The organism is Marinobacterium rhizophilum DSM 18822 (assembly GCF_000378045.1).
In the GTDB taxonomy this organism is placed as follows: Bacteria; Pseudomonadota; Gammaproteobacteria; order Pseudomonadales; family Balneatricaceae; genus Marinobacterium_A; species Marinobacterium_A rhizophilum.
Genome location: NZ_KB899095.1, coordinates 152,746 through 174,234 on the forward strand (window position 1 = coordinate 152,746; position 21,489 = coordinate 174,234).

Annotated in this window: 14 protein-coding genes; 11 read left to right on the forward strand and 3 right to left on the reverse strand. The window is 58.4% G+C overall.

Features of this window, described 5'->3' with window-relative positions; genetic code table 11:
- Positions 1–493: 493 nt before the first annotated feature.
- Positions 494–1,900 carry a glutamate--ammonia ligase gene (gene glnA, locus F451_RS0109625; RefSeq protein ID WP_020681159.1) on the reverse strand — a complete coding sequence of 469 codons (1,407 nt, stop codon included), beginning with the start codon at positions 1,898–1,900 and terminating at the stop codon, positions 494–496.
- 434 nt (positions 1,901–2,334) lie between these two features.
- Here glnA and typA point away from each other — a divergent pair, with 434 nt between their 5' ends.
- From typA to F451_RS0109640, 3 genes are all read left to right on the forward strand, one after another.
- Positions 2,335–4,143, forward strand: a complete 1,809-nt coding sequence (typA, locus tag F451_RS0109630; RefSeq protein ID WP_020681160.1) for a translational GTPase TypA — start codon at positions 2,335–2,337, stop codon at positions 4,141–4,143.
- A gap of 298 nt (positions 4,144–4,441) precedes the next feature.
- On the forward strand, positions 4,442–5,668 hold the full coding sequence (locus F451_RS0109635) for an AGE family epimerase/isomerase (RefSeq protein ID WP_020681161.1): 1,227 nt from the start codon (positions 4,442–4,444) through the stop codon (positions 5,666–5,668).
- A gap of 116 nt (positions 5,669–5,784) precedes the next feature.
- A complete protein-coding gene (locus F451_RS0109640) occupies positions 5,785–7,401 on the forward strand; it encodes an MFS transporter (protein WP_020681162.1) in 1,617 nt (538 codons plus the stop codon).
- A gap of 106 nt (positions 7,402–7,507) precedes the next feature.
- On the opposite strand, the gene F451_RS0109645 is transcribed toward F451_RS0109640, so the two are convergent.
- Both F451_RS0109645 and iolD read right to left on the reverse strand, forming a co-directional pair.
- Positions 7,508–8,674: a Gfo/Idh/MocA family protein gene (locus F451_RS0109645; protein ID WP_020681163.1), complete on the reverse strand. Its 1,167-nt coding sequence runs from the start codon at positions 8,672–8,674 to the stop codon at positions 7,508–7,510.
- Positions 8,675–8,690: 16 nt separating this feature from the next.
- Positions 8,691–10,541 (reverse strand): 3D-(3,5/4)-trihydroxycyclohexane-1,2-dione acylhydrolase (decyclizing), encoded by a 1,851-nt coding sequence (gene iolD / locus F451_RS0109650; RefSeq protein ID WP_020681164.1) that lies wholly within the window; start codon positions 10,539–10,541, stop codon positions 8,691–8,693.
- Between the two features lie 267 nt (positions 10,542–10,808).
- On the opposite strand from iolD, the gene F451_RS0109655 reads away from it, so the two are divergent.
- From F451_RS0109655 to araD, 8 genes are all read left to right on the forward strand, one after another.
- Positions 10,809–11,708 (forward strand): sugar phosphate isomerase/epimerase family protein, encoded by a 900-nt coding sequence (locus F451_RS0109655; RefSeq protein WP_020681165.1) that lies wholly within the window; start codon positions 10,809–10,811, stop codon positions 11,706–11,708.
- 180 nt (positions 11,709–11,888) lie between these two features.
- Positions 11,889–12,833 carry a sugar ABC transporter substrate-binding protein gene (locus F451_RS0109660; RefSeq protein WP_020681166.1) on the forward strand — a complete coding sequence of 315 codons (945 nt, stop codon included), beginning with the start codon at positions 11,889–11,891 and terminating at the stop codon, positions 12,831–12,833.
- Between the two features lie 100 nt (positions 12,834–12,933).
- Positions 12,934–14,481: a sugar ABC transporter ATP-binding protein gene (locus F451_RS0109665; protein ID WP_020681167.1), complete on the forward strand. Its 1,548-nt coding sequence runs from the start codon at positions 12,934–12,936 to the stop codon at positions 14,479–14,481.
- Positions 14,482–14,515: 34 nt separating this feature from the next.
- On the forward strand, positions 14,516–15,553 hold the full coding sequence (locus tag F451_RS0109670) for an ABC transporter permease (RefSeq protein WP_020681168.1): 1,038 nt from the start codon (positions 14,516–14,518) through the stop codon (positions 15,551–15,553).
- A 379-nt stretch (positions 15,554–15,932) separates the two neighbouring features.
- Positions 15,933–16,988: a LacI family DNA-binding transcriptional regulator gene (locus tag F451_RS0109675; protein ID WP_020681169.1), complete on the forward strand. Its 1,056-nt coding sequence runs from the start codon at positions 15,933–15,935 to the stop codon at positions 16,986–16,988.
- A 404-nt stretch (positions 16,989–17,392) separates the two neighbouring features.
- Entirely contained in the window at positions 17,393–18,385 is a 993-nt protein-coding gene (iolG, locus tag F451_RS0109680) for an inositol 2-dehydrogenase (RefSeq protein WP_020681170.1), read from the forward strand.
- A 133-nt stretch (positions 18,386–18,518) separates the two neighbouring features.
- On the forward strand, positions 18,519–19,724 hold the full coding sequence (locus F451_RS0109685; protein ID WP_020681171.1) for a Gfo/Idh/MocA family protein: 1,206 nt from the start codon (positions 18,519–18,521) through the stop codon (positions 19,722–19,724).
- Between the two features lie 25 nt (positions 19,725–19,749).
- On the forward strand, positions 19,750–21,486 hold the full coding sequence (gene araD / locus F451_RS0109690) for an L-arabinonate dehydratase (RefSeq protein ID WP_020681172.1): 1,737 nt from the start codon (positions 19,750–19,752) through the stop codon (positions 21,484–21,486).
- Positions 21,487–21,489: the final 3 nt, after the last annotated feature.

Here is a 21,489-nt window from a genome sequence, read left to right on the forward strand (position 1 = left end):
CCTGCATCGAGCGCACATAGCGCACCGGGAGCAAAAGACAGCCCGACTTTTAGTTTAGCGCCCGGCGAGACATTGCACCATTACGGTGCGTACGATTGCACCATGACAATCTCGTGCTCCGGCATGATGCTCTACTTTCTGCACCGAAAACTTGCTCAAACCAGCTTTAATTAAAGCAACAGCCCTGGTCCTGCCCGCCAGACAGCGCGCAACCGGGCACAATCGGGCGATTCAGAATGATTCATCTCGGTGCATCGAGTGCCATCGGCGATACCCTGCCCGATAAAGCGACAAAGATCGGTGAAAACGCCGACCTGCCAGCTGCAAAATGCCCCATAAAAACAAGGTTGAATCACACAGACTGACCCGTACCTAAAGGTCTTGCAAAGATGGTGTTCGACTAAAGACATGCACGAACGGCAGGCACAAAAAAACCTCCCGAAGGAGGTTTTTTGTAATCCGTCAGATCAGCGCCGCCTCAGCGGCACAGGCCTTATACGGAGTAGTAGAGGTCAAATTCTACCGGGTGAGTCGTCATGTTGACGCGCGCCAGTTCTTCACGCTTCAGGCGGATGTAGGCATCCAGCATGTCGTCGGAGAAGACACCGCCTTTGGTCAGGAACTCGCGATCATTTTCCAGCGCCAGCAGAGCTTCATCGAGGCTCTCGGCAACGGTCGGGATCTCTTTCGCTTCTTCCGGCGGCAGGTCGTACAAATCCTTGTCGGCAGGATCGCCAGGGTGAATCTTGTTCTGAATACCGTCGATGCCTGCCATCAGCAGTGCCGCGAAGCACAGGTAGGGGTTGGCAGCAGGATCCGGGAAGCGCGCTTCTACACGACGGCCTTTCGGGCTGGTGGTGTAAGGAATACGCAGCGACGCGGAACGGTTACGGGCAGAGTATGCCAGCATAACCGGCGCTTCGAAGCCCGGCACCAGGCGCTTGTAGGAGTTGGTGGACGGGTTGCACAGGGCATTCAGCGCCTTGGCGTGCTTGACGATACCGCCGATGTAAAACAGCGCGGTATCGCTCAGGCCACCGTAGCCGTCGCCAGCGAAGATGTTAACGCCATCCTTGCTCATGGACAGGTGAACGTGCATACCGGAGCCATTATCGCCCACCAGCGGCTTGGGCATGAAGGTCGCAGTTTTGCCGTAGCTGTGGGCAACGTTGTGCACGCAGTACTTCAGAATCTGAACTTCATCCGCTTTTTTAACCAGAGTGTTGCCGCGCACACCGATTTCACACTGGCCGGCAGTCGCCACTTCGTGGTGGTGTACTTCGATGGTCAAACCCATGGCTTCCATGGCGTCACACATCGCAGCACGCAGGTCGTGCAGGGAGTCGATCGGCGGAACCGGGAAGTAGCCGCCCTTGACGCGCGGGCGGTGACCGGTGTTGCGACCTTCGAACTGTTTGTCGGAAGACCAGGCTGCTTCTTCAGAACCGATGCTGTAACCGCAACCACCGATACCGGCGTGCCATTCAACGGAATCGAAAACGAAGAATTCCGGCTCAGGGCCCAGCATGGCGCTGTCGGCGATACCGGTAGACTTCAGGAACTCTTCTGCACGGGTTGCAACGGAACGCGGGTCACGGTCGTAACCCTGGCCAGTCATCGGCTCTACGATGTTGCAGCGTACGATAACAGTGGCATCTTCGGCGAAAGGATCCAGCACGGAAGCACTGTCGTCCGGCATCAGGATCATGTCGGATTCGTTGATTCCCTTCCAGCCGGCGATGGAAGAACCATCGAACATCTTGCCTTCTTCGAAGAACTCGTCGCCCATGTCCGAAACCGGAATGGTGAGGTGCTGCTCTTTACCTTTGAAATCGGTAAAGCGCAGATCCAGCCAGCGTGCTTCGCTTTCTTTAATAAGATTCAGAGTATTCTCTGACATTTGCCTTTCTCCACTCTGTTGAAACTGTCAGACTCGTGGTTCTGCAGTCCTGTAAAAACGGCCTACAACCTCTTGGCTGTAACGCGAGCAATCTCCGTGCCAGCACTACGAATATCCTAAGTGCTTCATTTCCGGTCAATCAAGTCTAAAACCAGCCAACACAGTGCACCAAAAAGACGCACACGGAGACAGTTACGCACAACTATGAGGCATCCATAGTGTTTACCGCCTGGGCGGGCACCTGCGAATCCATCATACTGCAACGTATCCAAAGCTGTCTGCCTCAAAAAGGAGCCATAGGACATTTTTCGTGCATTCCCTATGTAATCCCAATCAGTTACTGAACTGAACACGTTTTGATCATATCCTGATCGCTTGTTCGGCTCCGCTCCCGTATAATGTCGCCTTTCAGATTTTCTTGAAGGTAAGAACTGGTGATCGAGAAGCTTAGAAACATTGCCATCATCGCGCACGTCGACCATGGTAAAACCACCCTGGTCGATAAGTTGCTGCAGCAGTCCGGTACATTGGGCCGGCGCGATGAAGGCGCTGAGCGTATCATGGACTCCAACGACCAGGAGCGTGAGCGCGGTATTACCATTCTGGCGAAAAACACCGCCATTGAATGGAACGGTTACCGGATCAATATCGTTGATACCCCGGGACACGCCGACTTCGGTGGCGAAGTGGAACGCGTCCTGTCCATGGTCGACTCCGTATTGCTGCTGGTTGACGCCGTTGACGGCCCGATGCCGCAGACCCGCTTCGTAACCCAAAAAGCTTTCGCTCAGGGCCTGCGCCCAATCGTGGTCATCAACAAGGTAGACCGCCCGGGCGCACGTCCGGACTGGGTTGTAGATCAGGTATTCGATCTGTTCGATAACCTGGGTGCCACCGACGAGCAGCTCGATTTCCCGATCGTGTACGCCTCTGCCCTTAACGGCATCGCCGGCCTTGAAGCCGATCAGCTGGCCGAAGACATGACGCCGCTGTTTGAAGCCGTGGTTGAACATGTATCTCCGCCGGCCGTGGATCTGGAAGGTCCGCTGCAGATGCAGATCTCCGCCCTGGACTACAACAGCTACGTTGGCGTTATCGGTGTCGGTCGCGTCAAGCGCGGCAAGATCGCGGTCAATGCCCAGGTCAAGGTTATCGACCATGAAGGCAAGGTCCGCAACGGCAAGGTGCTGAAAATCATGGGTTACATGGGTCTGGAGCGGGTTGAAGTCCCCCAGGCACAGGCCGGCGACATCATCTGCATCACCGGTATCGATGGGCTCAACATCTCCGATACCCTGTGCGATCCGTCCCTGGTCGAAGCCCTGCCGGCCCTGAGCGTCGACGAACCCACCGTCTCCATGACCTTCCAGGTCAACGACTCGCCGTTCGCCGGCCAGGACGGCAAGTTCGTCACCAGCCGCAACATCAAGGACCGCCTCGAGCGCGAACTGATCCACAACGTGGCACTGCGTGTTGAACAGGGCGAAACCCCTGAGAAATTCAAGGTTTCCGGCCGTGGCGAACTGCACCTGTCGGTGCTGATCGAAACAATGCGTCGCGAAGGCTTTGAGCTGGGTGTGTCCCGCCCCGAAGTTATCCAGAAGATCGTCGACGGCCAGATCCAGGAACCGTATGAAATGGTTCTGCTGGACGTTGAAGAGCAGCACCAGGGTTCGGTTATCGAAGAGCTGGGCAAGCGCAAGGCTGACATGACCAACATGGAAGTGGATGGCAAGGGCCGCGTGCGCCTGACCTTCATGATTCCGTCCCGCGGTCTGATCGGCTTCCGCTCTATGTTCCTGACCATGACCTCAGGCACGGGCATCCTGACCTCGACATTCGACCACTACGGTCCGGTCAAGGAAGGCGAAGTGACTTCGCGCATGAACGGCGTACTGGTTTCCATGGTGACCGGCAAGGCCCTGGGCTATGCCCTGTGGAACCTGCAGGAACGCGGCCGTCTGTGCGTAGAACCCAACATCGAAGTCTACGAAGGCATGATCCTGGGTATCCACAGTCGCAGTAACGACCTGGCGGTCAACCCGACCAAAGGCAAGCAGCTGACCAACGTGCGTGCCTCCGGTACCGACGAGAACATCCAGCTGACGCCGGCAATCCGCTTCACTCTGGAGCAGGCGCTGGACTTCATCGAAGACGACGAGCTGGTGGAAGTGACGCCTAAAGGCCTGCGCATTCGCAAGAAGCTGCTGAAAGAAAACGAGCGCAAGCGCAACAAGAAGTAAATTGCCCTTGCTATAAAAAGCTCATTATAAAAAGAGCGCCGAAAGGCGCTCTTTTTTTTGGTCTGTCGGCCAGAGGTAAAAAAGCCCACGATAGCGCTCCTGCGGACGGCATGCTCAAACACCTCAGCACCTTGCCGGCAGCACTGGTGTCTGCCGACGCCGCACATCGCCAGGCAGAGACTGGCGGCCTAGAATCACCAGTCCTCCTCAATACCCAGCCCCGCACCCCGCCAGCATAAGGGCCCATTCCATCTATACTCCGAGGCACTCACACGAACCCGCCTGACAAGAGGCCGCCATGCACAAACCCCCTTTTCATACGCCGCCATCGCCTGAGCGCGGCTTTCGCTCCCGCCGCTTTCTGCAAACGCATATCCGCGAGATCCTGAGCTTTTATCACCCCCGCTGTATCGACACAGACCTCGGCGGCTATTTCCAGGCATTTCGCGATGACGGCAGCATCTACGATACCCAGAGCCGACACCTGGTCAGCAGCACCCGCATGATCTTCAACTACGCCATGGCCGCCATCGAGTTTGGCGAGCCTGCCTACCTGGATGCGGTGCACCATGGCCTCAAATTCCTGCGCGAGAAACACTTCAACCCGAACACCGGCGGTTACCGCTGGGCGCTTAATGGCGAATCGACAACCGATGACACCAACCACTGCTACGGGCTTGCCTTCGTGCTGCTGGCCTACGCCAGCGCCCTGAAGGCCGGCATCGAGGAGGCAGCGCCCTGGATAGAGGAGACCTACGCGCTGATGGAGCAGCATTTCTGGGACGCCGAACACTGTCTTTATCGTGACGAGATCAGTGCCGACTGGCACACCGTGGCGCCTTACCGCGGACAGAATGCCAACATGCACAGCTGCGAAGCCATGATCGCGGCGTATGAAGCGACACAGGATACGAAGTACCTCGAACGCGCCATGACCCTGGCCCACAATATCTGTCTGCGCCAGGGTGCCCAGGCCAATGGCCTGATCTGGGAGCACTACGATGCCAACTGGCAGATAGACTGGGACTACAACCAGTCCGACCCCAAAAACCTCTATCGTCCCTGGGGTTTTCAGCCGGGTCACCTCACCGAGTGGACCAAACTGCTGTTAATGATTGCCCGTTATCACACCGACGAGTGGTTGGTGCCGACGGCGCGACGACTGTTCGACAGCGCCGTGGAAAAAGCCTGGGATCATGAAAATGGCGGACTTTTTTACGGTTTCGCGCCCGATGGCCGCATCTGTGATGACGACAAGTATTTCTGGGTGCAGGCCGAATCCATGGCCGCCGCCGCCCTGCTGGCCGAACGCACCGGCGACGACCAATACTGGCACTGGTACCAGCGCCTGTGGGACTACAGCTGGCAGCACATGATCGATCACCGCCACGGCGCCTGGTACCGGCTGCTCAATGCCGACAATCAGCGCTATGACGACATCAAGAGCCCGCCCGGCGGTAAATGCGACTACCACACCATGGGCGCCTGCCACGAAATCCTGCGCTGCACAAACCTGGAGGCCTGAATGAATCCGCGGTATTTAAGCTGAGATAAGATCCACCAGGGCTACGCCCGCCGCGCCTTCTCGCGTATTGTGAAAAGCTGTCTGGCGGGTGTTCAGTTTCGAAAAGGATTTGTCCCATGCAGCAAAAGCTCTTGTACCGTATCAGCCCTATTCTGTTCGCCATCACCGCCTACGCCGCCAGCCTCAACCTGTTCTTTGTGCTGCTGCCCATTCGCATGAACGACCAGGGCATCGCCACGTCGGAAATCGGTATCGCAATGAGTATGTATGCGGCCGGTGCCGTGCTGGCAGGCCTGTTCGCCTCCAGGGCGGTACACCGGGTCGGGCATATTCGCGCCTTTGCCAGCATGGCCGCGACCCTGGCCATCATCGCAGTGGCCCACAGCTACCTGACCAATATCTGGCTCACCGGGCTGTTGCGCCTGCTGGCCGGCTTCAGCTTTGTAACCGGCTTCATTACGCTGGAAAGCTGGCTCAACGTGCTGAGCGACAGCACCAACCGCGGCAAGATTTTCAGCATCTATCAGATCTGTATCGCGCTGGGTTTTGGCAGCGCTCCCTTTCTGCTGAATCTCTCGGTCGACAGCGACCCGCGCCTGTTCGGTGTCATCAGCATTTTCCTGTGCATTTCACTGATCATCATGTCCATGAGCCGCATCCCGGTGCCCGAAGCCACCGAACGCGCCCGCGCCATGTCGTTCAAGGCACTCTGGGCCTATTCCCCGTCCGGCACCCTGTCGAGCTTCTGTGCCGGTCTCATCAGTGCCGCCAGCGTGTCGCTGATCTCGCTCTATGCCTATGAGCGTGGCTTCACCGGCGTCTGGCTGTCACTGATTCTGGGCTCCTATCAGCTCGGCGGCCTGCTAACCCAGTACCCTACCGGCTGGCTCGCCGACCGCTATGACAAACGCTCCGTGGCGTCCGGACTGATGGCCCTGGGGATCATCAGCAACCTGCTGATTGTGTTCGATTATTTTGTCGGCCTGCCCACCGGGCTGCTGGTACTGGTGTTCCTGGTATCGGGCGGCTCCGGCGTGGCGCTGTTCCCGCTCGCAGTCACCCAGGTGTTCGATCACATCGACCTCAAAGACGCCATGCCGGCCACCAGCACGCTGCAGATTCTGCTGGGTGTCGGGGGTGTCATAGGCCCCGTCGTCGCGGGCTTCCTCATGAGCGCCTTTGAGAGTATCTGGCTCTACTATTACCTGATCGCTGTCCATGCGGCGGTGATTGTCTTCCTGCTGGTGCGAAAGCTCTTCATCCGTACCGAGCGCCTGAGCGCCAGCGCGCCCTACCGTGTCACCACCCAGCCCACATCCCTCGGGTCGTCCAAACTCGACCCCGGTATCGACTACAGCCTGGCCCAGATTGAAGAGCCAGCGCTCAAACTGCTGCTGGTGGCACTGCGCCAGCACCCCCGGGACCCGGCCGAACTCATACGCGTCGCGCTGGATAATGCCGATCTGCAGCCCAGCGATGTCGCCACCCAGATGGTCCTGACCCTGCCCAAGCAGTCGGGACACCTGATGCAACTGCTGGTCGAACTCTATCCCGAGCAGCGGCTGGATATCACCCGCTCGCTGCACGACCTGTTCGCACTGCACAAAGAACGCATCAACAGCCTGATTGAGGAAGGCCTGATCGCCGGCGCTACCGAGACTCAAGCCCAGGCAGTACGGGCCATCATCGAAGGTCACCGGGAACATACAAAGGAAGAGTCACTGACGGACTAGTGCTGTTGAGCTCGAATAAAGAAGGGGAGATTACAGACTCGATATCTCACAAGAAGCCCAGGACCAAAAACCTGGCCCCGGGTTGGTTTTCACCAAAGGTTGTCGCTTAGAATTTGACCCAACCGGACTGGTTATCGGCCGACTCTACACAGCATTCCAGCAAGCGGACGCCATCGATACCGGCATCAATATCCGGATACCAGAGATCGGGCTGTGCTTCACCGCGACTGGCGGCGTCCATAGCCGTACCGAAACGGTGATAGAGGTTAGCCCAGGACTCAAAGAACCCCTCAGCATGACCGCCTCCGATACGATTGCAGCTAACCGCATTCGAATCGTTGTGCAGGTATCCCATGCCCCGCTCCAGTACCCGCACAGGCTCGCCCTGCACTTCATAACGCAGCTGATTGGGCTGCTCGTCCCACCACTCCAGACTCGCTTTCTCGCCGACAATACGGATTTTCTGCTGATGCATGGAGCCTGCATTAATGGAGCTGGCCCACAGCGTTCCTACGGCCCCACCTTCAAACTGCATCATGACATGCGCATTATCTTCAAGCGGCGCCCGAGTCGGAACAAAGCTCTGGCGATGACAGCACAGGCGCTCTACCGCCAGACCTGTAATCAACTGCGCCGCATAGAAAATATGCGTACCCAAATCACCCAGGACGTAGGTCGGGCCGGAAACTTCCGGATTCATTCGCCAGCGGGCACCAGGGCTAGTCTCTTCGACGGCCAGGTTGTGAAAGCCATGGGCAAACTGCATGTTCACCACACGCACTGCGCCAATCTCGCCGCTACGCACCATTTCACGCGCCTGATGAATCATCTGAAAGCCGGAATAGCCATACATGACACCAAAGACCAGATTACGCGCCTGCGCACACTGCTTCAGGTCTTCCGCCTCAGCTACGCTGAAGGTCACCGGCTTCTCGCAGATAACGTGCAATCCCGCCTCGAGCGCCGCCCGACTGATGACATAGTGACTGCAATTGGGGGTCGCGATGGAAACGGCCTGAATACCGTCTTCACGCTGCGCCTCAGCGGCGAACATCTGGGTGTAATCCGCGTAGCAACGCTGCGGATCTATGCCCAGGCTCGTACCGAAGTCCTCGCAGCGCTGCGGGTCGAGATCAAAGGCACCTGCCGTCAGTTTGTACAGGTTATCGCGCTGTGCCGCAGCACGGTGCGCATAACCAATCTCACTACCGCGCCCGCCGCCGACCATGGCCCAGCGAATGGGCTGGGAAAAACGTTTTTCTTCGTTAAACATGACTCAGAGCCCTCTCTTATATGCCTTGTCGCTGATATTTACGACCCAACCCAAAATCACTGACAGCCTTAGCGGTGCGCTCATTGCGTGTCACTTCAGGCAAACCGACATCCCACCAGCAGTCACAGGAGGACCACTTGGTTGAGTCAATGTCGAGCACGAGCACGTAGGTCCGATCCGATGCTTTCGCCCGTGCATAGGCCGCATCGAAGTCAGCCAGGCTGGCGACTTTTTCACTGCGGGCACCCTGCGCCTGCGCATGCATGACAAAATCGACGCGGGCGAGGTCCGGCACGGTGCGACGGCAATCCTTCAGCAGATTATTGAAGGACTCATTGCCAGTATTGTTCTGCAGCTTGTTGATAACCGCATAGCCCCCGTTGTCGCATACCACGACGATCAGCTTGTGGCCGCTCAACACAGAACTGTAGATATCCGAGTTCATCATCATGTAGGAGCCGTCCCCGACCAGCACGACGACCTCCGAATCCGGGTTTGCCATCTTGGCACCCCAGCCACCCGCGATTTCGTACCCCATGCAGGAGAAGCCAAACTCGATATCGAACTTGCCCAGCTGCCGAGACTGCCAGTTCATGTTGAGCTCTGCCGGCAATCCACCCGCCGCTGCGAGCACGGTATCGCCGGGTTCCTGCAGGCGGTTTACCGCCGCAATAACCTGGGCATAGGAGGCATCCGTTCCGGGTATGACCTCAGCCCGCTGCGCGCACAGTGCCTTCCACTTTTCCGCCTCGTCAAACGCACTTTGCGCCCAAGCATCATCTGCACGGTAGTCGCCCAACAGGCTATTCAGTCGGGCCATCCCGCTCCTGGCATCCGCAATCAGCGGCAGTGCAAAATGCTTGGTGGCGTCAAACCGGGCAACATTGAGCGAAACAATCTTCAGATTCGGGTCACGAAAAACGGACCAGGAGCCGGTGGTAAAGTCCTGCAAGCGCGTACCGATCGCTAGTACCACGTCGGCATGGCCGGCCAGATAGTTGGCTGAATTGGACCCCGTTACACCGATAGGGCCGCCATTAAGGCGATGGCTTTGCAGCAGCGTTGCGCGCCCGGCAATGGTTTCCACTACGGGAATATTGTGCGCTTCGGCCAGCTGCAACAGCGCGTCACAGGCATCGGAGTAATGCACTCCACCACCACTGATAATCAGTGGCCGGCGTGCCGACTTCAGAATTTCAGCCGCAGCTTCAAGCTCCGTCTGCTCAGCTTCAGGCCGGCGGATACGGTGTACGCGCTCAGCGAAGAACGCTTCGGGATAGTCATAGGCCAGCCCCTGAACATCTTGCGGCAGGCTAATGAAAACCGGGCCACAGGTGGCGGGATCCAACATGGTTTCGATCGCCTGGGGCAATGTTTGCAGCAGTTGCGCCGGGTGCACCACCCGATCCCAATAACGCGTAACGGCCTTAAAGGCGTCATTGACGGTCAGCGCCGGGTCATGAAAATGTTCCGTCTGCTGCAGCACCGGATCCGGCAAGCGGCTGACATGGGCATCACCTGCAAACATGAGCAGCGGCAAACGGTTGGTATGCGCAATGCCGGCAGCCGTCAGCATATTGGTCGCCCCCGGGCCGATGGAAGCAGAGGCAATACCAATGCGCTGGCGCTTGTTCGCCTTGGCATACGCAATCGCCGCTGTTGCCATAGACTGCTCGTTCTGGCCGCGCCAGGTGGGAATCGTATCCTCAATGTTTTTCAGCTGCTGCCCAAGGCAGGTCACATTGCCGTGACCAAAGATGGCAAATGAACAGCCGAACAGCGGAACCCGCTCTCCCTGTACTTCAATTTTCTGCGCCGACAGATAGCGCGCAAGCGCTTCGGCCAAGGTCAAACGTACGGTTTCCATAGAGGCTTACCTTTTATTATTACGATATGCACCCGTGACTAGGTACTGCAGACGACAGTCGCCAGAACCCGTCCCTCTTGGATCGAACTATCAATGAGCTAAAAAAATTTTGCAAACGTTTTTACTAAATTTCAGAAGAAAACCCGAAATAAGCAAAATATTTGGCGTTTAACGCCTGAAAATGGATTTTAATGGTTGCAAATATGATAACGTTTTCATATAAAGATTGCAGACCCGACGACCAACCCGCTCACAGGAATAATAATCATGCAGCTTCGCCTGTCTAACGCCCCCTGCTCCTGGGGTATCGAGTTCGCTGACAATCCGAGCAATCCGAAGTGGAGCCTGGTGCTCGACGAGATTGCCCAGGCCGGCTATAAAGCGACTGAGCTAGGACCGCTGAACTACTTCCCTACCGATGTGCAGCAGCTCAGGGCGGAACTGGCTCAGCGCGACCTGCAGCTCATCGCCGGCACCATATTCAAGCACCTGCACGACCCCTCCCGTCGACAGGAAATCCTTGATTACACCCATGCCACCTGCAAGGTCCTGCAACCCCAGAACGCCAAGTACATGGTTGTTATCGACCACGTCTCTTCACCGCGTACGGACCAGGCTGGTCAGATTCTGACAGCAGACCGCCTGCCGCCAGAACAGTGGAAAGGCATGATGCAAACCATCAATGAGCTCTCGCGCATCTGCCTGAACGAGTACGGCATCATTCCCGTACTGCACCCGCACGCAGGCACCTACATCGAATACCGCGACGAAATCGATCGCGCCATGAATGACCTGGACGAGAGCATCGTCAAGCTGTGCATCGATTCAGGCCACTGCACATACGCCGGTATCAATCCCTCGGAACTGATCCGTGCCTACGCCGATCGCGTCAAGTACCTGCACTTCAAGGACATCAACGGCAAGGTTCTGGAACAGGTCGTGGCCCAGGGAACTGACTTTTACAAGGCCATTGGTCAGGGCGTTTTTTGCCCCCTCGGCCAGGGGTCTGTCGACTTCCAGCAACTGCGCCAGACACTGCTCGACCTCGCCTTCGATGGCTGGGTGACCGTAGAACAGGACGTGGATCCTGCTGCGCTGGACAACAGCTCGCTGGAAAATGCACGCCAAAGCCTGTCCTTTATTCAGGATGCAGTCCTGCGCGGCTAAGCATCAGGACCAGGAGTGCCGTCTGACAGCACTCTTTACACCAGCCTTGGCGAACGGACGGTCCGTTCGCCCCCAAAGCGTAAAACCAGAAAATTAAAGTAAGACCAGGGCGATCACCGCCCTACAAGGTCAATAAATAAAAACAAAACCGTCCAGCCGGACGGAACCCCGGAGAAAGTCATGATCAACGCAAAAAAAATAATGAAGCACACCCTTTTGGCCACCCTGATCGGCACCTCCTCAATGGCAATGGCTGCTGAGCAACTCAAAATCGGCGTTGCCATTTCGGTATTTGATGACAACTTCCTCACCGCACTGCGCACCGGCATGCAAAGCTACGCTGACGACATCAACGTAGAGCTTCAGGTTGAAGATGCCAAAGCCGAAGTGGGCAACCAGCTCAATCAAATTCAGAACTTCATCGCCTCGGGTGTCGATGCCATCATCGTCAACCCAGTGGACACCGACGCCACCATTTCCATGAGCGATGACGCCGCCGCCGCCGGCATTCCCCTGGTGTATGTGAACCGCCAGCCAATCAACGTTGACTCGCTGCCCGAAAACCAGGCCTTCGTGGCCTCCAACGAAGTAGACTCCGGCACTCTGCAAACCAAGGAAGTCTGCCGCTTGCTGGGTGGCAAGGGCAAAGTCGTGGTCATGATGGGCGAGCTGTCCAACCAGGCCGCCATTCAGCGCACCAAGGACATTCACGATGTGATCGCCACACCGGAATGCGCAGGCCTGGAAGTGGTCGCCGAGCAGACCGCCAAATGGTCCCGCACCGAAGGCAGCGACCTGATGACCAACTGGATCTCGGCCGGTATCGAGTTTGACGCCGTGATTGCCAACAACGATGAAATGGCCATCGGCGCCGTTCAGGCACTCAAGGCCACAGGCCGCGCCATGGACTCCGTCGTGATTGCCGGCATTGACGCCACCCCCGACGCACTGGCCGCCATCAGGGCAGGCGAAATGGACGTAACGGTATTCCAGGATGCTGCCGGACAGGGCAAAGGCGCTGTGGATGCCGCCATCCAGCTGGTCGCCGGCAAGAAAATTGAGCAGAAAGTATGGGTTCCTTTCGAGCTGGTGACCCCCGCCAACTTTGAAAAGTACATGCGCTAACAGAGCCCACTATCCGCAGGGACTGTTGATGCCGGCGGCCAGGTTCTGCCGCCGGAAGCAACAGCCCCCTCACGCTCAATTAAACAGGAGGGGCTGCGTTATGGTTAACGCATCACAGCTGGAAGAGGCTCCATCAAAGGGGGCAATAGCCCAGGCAAAGCCTTACGAATACGTGCTTGAAGTCGTCAACGCGCGCAAGGAATTCCCAGGTGTAGTCGCGCTGGATAACGTCTCGCTGCGCGTACGCCCGGGCACCGTACATGCGCTGATGGGTGAAAACGGTGCCGGCAAATCAACCCTGATGAAAATCATTGCCGGCATCTACCACCCCGACGCCGGTGAAATCCGGCTGCGCGGTGAAGCCGTGCACCTGGCCACCCCGCTGGCGGCCCAGGAAGCCGGCATCGCCATGATTCACCAGGAGCTGTTGCTGATGAATTCCATGACGGTGGCAGAAAACATCTGGATTCGCCGCGAGCCGCTCAATGCCTTCGGACTGGTGGATCACGCCAAGATGCACCGAATGACCACTGAACTGTTTGAACGTCTGAATATCCAGCTAGACCCAGACGCCGAGGTGAGCGAACTCTCGGTGGCCAACCGCCAGATGGTGGAGATCGCCAAGGCGGTGTCCTTCAACTCCGATGTCCTGATCATGGACGAACCCACCTCGGCCATTACCGAGAAGGAAGTGGCACACCTGTTCGAGATCATTCGCGGCCTGCGTGAGCGGGGCATCGGTATCGTCTATATCACCCACAAGATGAACGAACTGTTTGAGATCGCCGACGAGTTCTCGGTGTTCCGCGACGGCCATTACATCGCCACTCACCCGTCTTCCGAGGTGACCCGCGACGACATCATTCAAATGATGGTCGGCCGTGAAATCACCCAGATGTTCCCCAAGGAAGAAGTGGAACTGGGCGACGTGGTGCTGTCGGTGAAGAACCTGACCCTCGAGGGCGTGTTCCACGACGTCTCCTTCGACGTGCGCGCCGGTGAAATCCTGGGCCTTGCCGGCCTGGTCGGCTCGGGCCGCTCCAACGTGGCCGAAACCCTGTTCGGGGTGACACCCGCCACCTCCGGCACCATCGAGATCAATGGCAAGGAGGTATCGATCCAGACCTCCCATGATGCCATCAAGCTGGGCATGGCGTTCCTCACCGAGGACCGCAAGGAGACCGGCTGCTTCCTGCCGCTGGATATTCAGGAAAACGCCCAGATGGCCGTCATCCACGATGACTTCGTGAAGTATGGTTTCGTGCAGGAGGCCAAACTCGAAAAGGTCTGCCGGGAAATAAGCCAGAAGTTGCGCATAAAAACGCCGAACATGCATGAGTGCATCGAAAACCTGTCCGGCGGTAACCAGCAGAAAGTACTGATCGGTCGCTGGCTGCTGACCAACCCCAAGATTCTGATCCTCGACGAACCCACCCGCGGCATCGACGTCGGTGCCAAGGCCGAGATTCACAGCCTGATCACGCAATTGGCCCATAACGGGGTCGCGGTGATCATGATTTCTTCCGAGATGCCCGAAGTACTGGGCATGAGTGACCGCGTTCTGGTCATGCACGAAGGGCGCTGTACAGGCATTCTGGATCGCACAGATGCCGACCAGGTCGCCGTCATGGATTTGGCTGCCCAATAATAATGAACCGCATCAGGAAAATAAGAGGTCGATTATGACTACCCACACTGCAACAACGCCTAATGCCACGCTGGAGGCGCCCTCCAAAAGGCGCCTGCCCCAGGAGTTCAGCATTCTATTGGTCCTGTTAGGTATCGCCGCCTTCTTTGAAGTCCTTGGCTGGTTTCTCGTCGGCCAGAGCTTCCTCGGTAACATGAGCCGCCTGCAGATCATCATCCTGCAGGTCTCCGTGATCGGCATCATCGCCGTCGGCGTGACCCAGGTCATCATCACCGGCGGCATCGACCTGTCCTCCGGCTCCGTGGTGGCCATGAGCGCCATGGTCGCAGCCACCTTCGCCCAGGACGCCAACTGGCCGAAAATCATCCATCCGGCGCTGGTGGACCTGCCCTGGTTCGTCCCGCTGACCGTGGGCCTGGCCGTGGGTGCCGCCGCTGGTTTCATCAACGGCTGGCTCATCACCAAGACCAGGATTCCGCCCTTTATCGCCACCCTGGGCATGATGGTATCGGCCCGCGGTATCGCCCGCTGGTACACAGACGGCAGCCCGGTATCCGGTTTCACCGAAAGCTTTGCCATGCTGGGTAACGGCATGGGCCGCTGGGCACCGGTGGTCATCTTCCTGGTCGTCGCCGCCGTGTTCCATATCGTTATGCGCTACACCCGCTTCGGTAAGTTCACTTACGCCATCGGCGCCAACCCCCAGGCTGCCCGCGTTTCGGGTATCAACATCGAGTCGCACCTGATCAAGGTCTACATGATTGCAGGTCTGCTGGCCGGTCTTGCCGCCATGGTCGCCATTGCACGCATCAAGACTGCCCAGGCGGGTATGGGCCTGATGTATGAACTGGATGCCATCGCCGCTGCGGTTATCGGTGGCGTATCGCTGTCCGGTGGTCGCGGACGCATCACCGGCACCGTGATCGGCGCCCTGATCCTCGGCGTGATGCTGTCGGGCTTCACCTTCCTGCGCGTGGATGCCTACTACCAGGACATTATCAAGGGAGCCATTATTGTTGTGGCCGTGGTGGTCGACATGCACCGCCAGAACAAGCGCAGCAAGAAAACCTGACGACGCACGCCACAGGCCCACGCCATGACAAGGGGTGACATCATCCATCGTTGTGGTCGCCGCCGCGGACATGCACCGCCAGATCAAGCGCAGCAAGAAAACCTGACGACGTACGCCATAGGCCCAGGCCATGACAAGGGGTTCCTCATCATCCATTGTCGTGGTCGTGGTGGTCGACATGCACCGCTGCGGCAAAGACCACGCAGCCTGGTGTTGACATAAAATACGCGCAGGGACATTGTGCCCATTATGCCCCTGCGCGCTGTATACCAATTTGGCGCCCGCGCCAGTATAGTAAACCAGCAAACTCAGAATGTGGCTTCAATGCGAGCATCAGCACTGGAGCAGCTGCACAGCCCAGACTCTTCAGGAAATTTTTTTGAGCAGCCCAATCAAGCCATCACAAAAGCTCAGCCCACATCCGGACAACATCACCATCACCGAGGTCGCGGCTGAAGCACAGGTTTCAATATCCGCGGTATCCAGAGCTTTCAACCCCACAGGCAGCTGCGCGCCCAAAACCCGGGCCAAGGTCTTCGCTGCGGCGGAAAAGCTGGGCTACAAACCGAACCGCCTGGCCCGCGGGCTAAAATCGAATTCCAGCCTCATTGGCATCCTGATGACGGACTTCGAAAACCCCGCTTACCTGTCCATCCTCAGCGATTTGACCTCCGCCATTCAGGCACACAACTGCCACAGCCTGCTGATCAACGTCGGACCGCAAAAAAGCGTCACCGAGGCGGTCGAGCTGATCATGGAATACCACGTCGATGGGCTGATCGTGACCTCATCCTCCCTGCCGGATGAGCTGATCAGCGCCTGCCAGCGCAGAAACACACCCGTGGTTATCTTCGGTCATCACTCCCGCAATGCACCGGCAACCATAGTGTCCTGCGACAACGTGGCGGGCGGGCGCATGGCGGCGGACATGCTGCTTGATGCGGGCTATACAAGGCCGGCGTTTGTCGGCGCCACCACCAGCGTCTCGACCACTACCGACCGGCAGCGAGGATTCATTACCCGGCTCATTGAGCGCGGCTGTACGGAATGGACGACGACCGAGGGTAACCGGCACAGCTACGATTCCGGCTACGAAGCGACCTGCAAACTGTTCGCCTCCCCCGACAAGCCCGACTCGATCTTTTACCTTGATGACATCATGGCCTGTGGCGGCATGGATGCCATCCGTTACGAGTTCGGGCTCAAAGTACCTGAAGATGTTGGCGTTATCGGCGTCGATGATATTCGCCTTGCCGCCAGCCGGGCTTACGATCTGACCACGATTCGCCAGCCATTCACCGACATGGTTAACACCGCCGTCACCGCGCTGTTCGCACAGATCAAGGATGCCTCCCTCGAGCCGCAAAACTTCACCCTGCCCTGCACCCTGGTAACACGGGGCTCGACCCGGGCTATCTCCACCCAGGCCGAATAGCGCCGACGCGCCTGCGTCGAGCGCTGCGTCACCGTTCGGCCGACCTTGCTCATCGGGCGCCTGTGCCACCGCCCATCAACCGCTACTCATCCCCCCGCACGCACTTTGACCGCTCCTCCCCGCTCACTCAGACCCCGTACTGAATTGCTGCGCCCAACCCCAAAACAGAAAACGTTTTCACAAAAATAGCGCAGAAAACAAATAATCACCCACAAAACGGACAATTACTGTTGCATTTGTGAAAATGTTTTCATTTAATAGCAGCAGGCTCATTGAGGTATCGCGACTCGACCCGGCAGGCGCTTGCGCCTAACCCGCACGACAGGCAGCGCTGCCCAGCTCACCCAACACGATCGATTCATCACAATGGTCGACTTATAACAACAAAGGATGGAGTTTCCCAGATGCTTAATATTGCCTTATTCGGTGCAGGGCGCATTGGCAGAATGCACGCCACCAACATTGCCGCCCATCCGCACGCCAGCCTGGCCTATGTATTTGATGTCAACACTGCGGTCGCCCAGGACGTTGCCTCCCAATACGGCGCAACCGCTATTGAAACCGTTGAACAGGCCCTGGCTGACCCCAAGGTCCAGGCCATCCTGATAGCCACGCCCACAGACACCCACGTTGACCTCATCATTCGCGCTGCCAAGTCCGGCAAAGCCATTCTGTGCGAAAAGCCGATCGATCTGGATATCACCAAAGTCGATCGCTGCCTGGACGAAATACAAGACTGTGATGTGCCAATTCAGATGGGCTTTAACCGTCGTTTCGACCCCAGCCACAAAGCTGTGGAACGCGCGGTTCAAAGCGGTGAGATGGGCCAGCTTGAAAGTCTGATCATCACCAGCCGGGACCCTGGGCTGCCGCCGGCGGAATACCTCAAACATTCGGGCGGCCTGTTCCGCGACATGATGATCCATGACTTCGACATGGCGCGTTACATCATGAACGATACGCCTGTGTCGATCAGTGTCATGGGCGGAGTCCTGGTCGACAGGGAGCTGAGCCGTTTCGGCGATGTTGATACAGCCATGGCCATCATCCAGTTTGCCTCAGGCGCACTGTGCCACATCAACTGCTCGCGCCGCGCGGTCTATGGCTATGACCAGCGTATCGAGGCCTTTGGCTCGGCGGGCATGATTCTGTCCAACAACCAGACCCCCACCTCGGTCACACGCCATACGGCAACCGCCACCTCTGCCCGTGAGCCACTGCAGGACTTCTTTATCACCCGCTACCACGACTCCTACAGACTGCAGCTCGATGCCTTTATCGCCGCCGTGACTGAAGGCAAGCCGGTATCGCCGTCGTTTCAGGATGGCAGGCTTGCGCTGCTCATGGCCAATGCGGCCCAGCAGTCCCTGGAAACAGGACAAATCGTCAAACTGTAACGCCAGCCGCGCCTCGCCAGCCACCGCCGTGCGAACCCGGACAGACGGGGTCGCGCAACGGGGCAAAACCCAGCCGCGCTGTCCCGCTATTCGTTTGAGCGCCGCGGCCTCAAACGCCACAGGAGAAACCTAGATGACCAGCAACCCAGTCATGAAGAAACTCGGACGCCGCCTGCGCCTGGGTGTTATTGGCGGCGGCCCGGGCTCCTTTATCGGCAACGTACATCGCGGCGCAGCCGTGCTTGAGGAAATGTATGAAGTGGTCGCAGGGGTGCTGTCATCCGACCCTGAGCGTTCGCTGTCTGCGGCCAAGGAGCTGGGCATTGCTCGCGCCTACAGCAGCGCTGAGCAAATGTTCGCGGCAGAAGCGGATCGCGCCGACGGCATGGACCTTGTCGCCATCATGACACCGAACAACAGCCACTACACACTTGCCTGCCAGGCACTGGAAGCCGGTTTTCACGTCATGTGTGAAAAACCCCTGACCAACGATCTGGACGAAGCCCAGGATCTGGTCAAACGGGTTCAAGCCTCGGATCGCCAGTTCTGCGTCGCTTACGGCTATACGGGTTACCCCATGGTGCGGCAGGCCCGCGCCATGATTGAGGCCGGTGAACTGGGCGAGATCCGCATGATTCAGTGTGAATATGTGCAGGGGCACCTCGCCGAGCTGACCGCATCCGAACAGCGGGGGCAGAACTGGCACATGGACCCGGCCGTAGCCGGCCCCTCCCTCATCCTGGGCGACATTGCGACCCACTCCTACCACCTGGCGTCCTATGTCAGCGGCATGGAGCCGGCACAGATCAATGCGGATGTAACCACGGTTGTACCTGGGCGCGAAGCCCATGACTACGCCGGCATTCAGCTGCGCTATGCCAATGGTGCCCGCGGCATGCTGTGGATAACACAGGCGGCGGCCGGTGCCACCCACGGTCTTTACCTGCGCATTTTCGGCAGCAAGGGTGGGCTCGAATGGCATCAGGAACAGCCCAATGAGCTGCTCTATCGGCGCCTGAATGCACCCGCGACCACCTATACCAAGGGTGGGCCGGGCCTGAGCGAGGCGGCGAATCGCGTCACGCGCATAGCCATCGGTCATCCGGAGGGCTATCGCGAAGCCTTTGCCAATCTGTACTCCGACCTCGCCGAAGCCATAGTCGCCACCGAGACAGCCAGCGCGCCTGAGCCGCTGTCGCTCTGGTACCCCAATGAGCAGGACGGCGCCAGCGGCGTGCGTTTTGTACAGGCGGCCCTGCGCTCCAGCGAGAATGACGGAAGCTGGGAGCCCTGCGGCCCGGACCTTCAGGCCCGCATGCCGCTGCCAGATCACCGATGAACAAGGCGATTAACAAGGTAAAGCCATGACTAATACACATAAAAAAAAGCCGGAAGATCTGCGCAGTAACCGCTGGTTTGGTCCTGACGACCTGCGTTCCTTTGGCCACCGTTCACGCGCCAAACAGATGGGCTACTGGAGCGAGGAATTTGTCGGGCGCCCGATCATCGGCATCGTCAATACCTGGAACGACCTCAATACCTGCCATTCGCATTTCCCCGAGCGCATCAAGGACATCAAGCGCGGCATCACCGCGGCCGGCGGATTTCCCGTCGAGCTACCCGCGCTCTCGCTCGGCGAACAGCTGATGAAGCCCAGCGCCATGATGTATCGAAACCTGCTTGCCATGGAGGTCGAGGAAACCCTGCGCAGCTATCCCATAGACGGCGCCGTGGTCATGGGCGGCTGCGACAAGACAACGCCGGGCGTGCTGATGGGCGCTGCCTCGATGAACCTCCCGACAATCTATGTCCCGGCCGGGCCCATGCTGCGTGGCAACTGGCGCGGCAAGGCGCTGGGCAGCGGCACCGATGTCTGGAAATACTGGGATGAGCGTCGCATCGGCAATGTCAGCGATGAAACCTGGTCCGGCATTGAAGACGGCATTGCCCGCTCGCCCGGCACCTGCATGACCATGGGGACCGCCGCCACCCTGATGTCCATCGCCGAGGCGCTGGGCATGTGTCTGCCGGGGGCCTCCTGTATTCCGGCCGTCGATTCGAACCACAACCGCATGTGCTACGCCAGCGGTGCCCGGGCGGTGGAGATGGTATGGGAAGACCTGAAGCCCACCGACATCCTGACCGCCGAGGCATTCGATAACGCCATTGCCGTCGACATGGCCATTGGTGGCTCTACCAACGCCATAATCCACCTGATTGCACTGGCCAAGCGTGTCGGCGTGCCGCTGGATCTGGAGCACTTCGATCGCATCGCCGCCGGTGTTCCTCTGCTGGCATGCATCCAACCCTCCGGCGAATATCTGATGGAGGATTTCTACTATGCCGGCGGCCTGCCTGCGCTGATGGCACAGCTGAAATCACGCCTGCACCTGAACGTCGTTACCGTGAATGGCAGCACCCTGAAAGACAATATCAAGGATGCCGAAGTCTGGCGCCCGGAAGTTATTCGCTCGCTGGATAACCCGGTGCAGGAAGCCGGCGGTACTGCGGTGCTGCGCGGTACCCTGGCCCCCGGCGGCGCCATCATCAAGCCGACCGCAGCCGACCCACGGCTGTTAAAACACAGCGGCCCAGCACTGGTGTTTGAAAGCATCGCCGAGCTTAAGGCCCATATCGATGACGACGACCTCGATGTAACCGCCGATACCGTACTGGTGATGCAAAACGGCGGCCCTGTCGGCGGGCCCGGCTTGCCCGAATGGGGCATGCTGCCGATACCGAAAAAACTGCTCGAACAGGGCGTGCGCGACATGGTGCGTATCTCGGATTCACGCATGAGCGGCACCAGCTATGGCGCTTGCATTTTGCATGTATCACCTGAATCCGCGGTGGGTGGGCCCCTGGCACTGGTACAGACCGGCGACATCATTGAAGTCGATGTGAGCGAGCGCCGCCTCGATTTAATGGTGGCCCCTGCGGAGCTGGAGCGCCGGCGCAGCGCTTGGAAAGCGCCGACCCCACGCCATACCCATGGCTACGCCTCGCTTTACCGTGCCCATGTCACTCAGGCCGATCAGGGCTGTGATTTCGACTTTATGAACGGTGCCCCCGGCTCAACGCCGGAGCCGGACATCTACTGAGGA

Bases quoted from the DNA above. Each gene is read 5' to 3' on its own strand.
- glnA (WP_020681159.1), bottom strand. From the start codon at position 1,900: ATGTCAGAGAATACTCTGAATCTTATTAAAGAAAGCGAAGCACGCTGG.
- F451_RS0109635 (WP_020681161.1), top strand. From the start codon at position 4,442: ATGCACAAACCCCCTTTTCATACGCCGCCATCGCCTGAGCGCGGCTTT.
- F451_RS0109640 (WP_020681162.1), top strand. From the start codon at position 5,785: ATGCAGCAAAAGCTCTTGTACCGTATCAGCCCTATTCTGTTCGCCATC.
- F451_RS0109645 (WP_020681163.1), bottom strand. From the start codon at position 8,674: ATGTTTAACGAAGAAAAACGTTTTTCCCAGCCCATTCGCTGGGCCATG.
- iolD (WP_020681164.1), bottom strand. From the start codon at position 10,541: ATGGAAACCGTACGTTTGACCTTGGCCGAAGCGCTTGCGCGCTATCTG.
- F451_RS0109655 (WP_020681165.1), top strand. From the start codon at position 10,809: ATGCAGCTTCGCCTGTCTAACGCCCCCTGCTCCTGGGGTATCGAGTTC.
- F451_RS0109660 (WP_020681166.1), top strand. From the start codon at position 11,889: ATGATCAACGCAAAAAAAATAATGAAGCACACCCTTTTGGCCACCCTG.
- F451_RS0109665 (WP_020681167.1), top strand. From the start codon at position 12,934: ATGGTTAACGCATCACAGCTGGAAGAGGCTCCATCAAAGGGGGCAATA.
- F451_RS0109670 (WP_020681168.1), top strand. From the start codon at position 14,516: ATGACTACCCACACTGCAACAACGCCTAATGCCACGCTGGAGGCGCCC.
- iolG (WP_020681170.1), top strand. From the start codon at position 17,393: ATGCTTAATATTGCCTTATTCGGTGCAGGGCGCATTGGCAGAATGCAC.
- F451_RS0109685 (WP_020681171.1), top strand. From the start codon at position 18,519: ATGACCAGCAACCCAGTCATGAAGAAACTCGGACGCCGCCTGCGCCTG.
- araD (WP_020681172.1), top strand. From the start codon at position 19,750: ATGACTAATACACATAAAAAAAAGCCGGAAGATCTGCGCAGTAACCGC.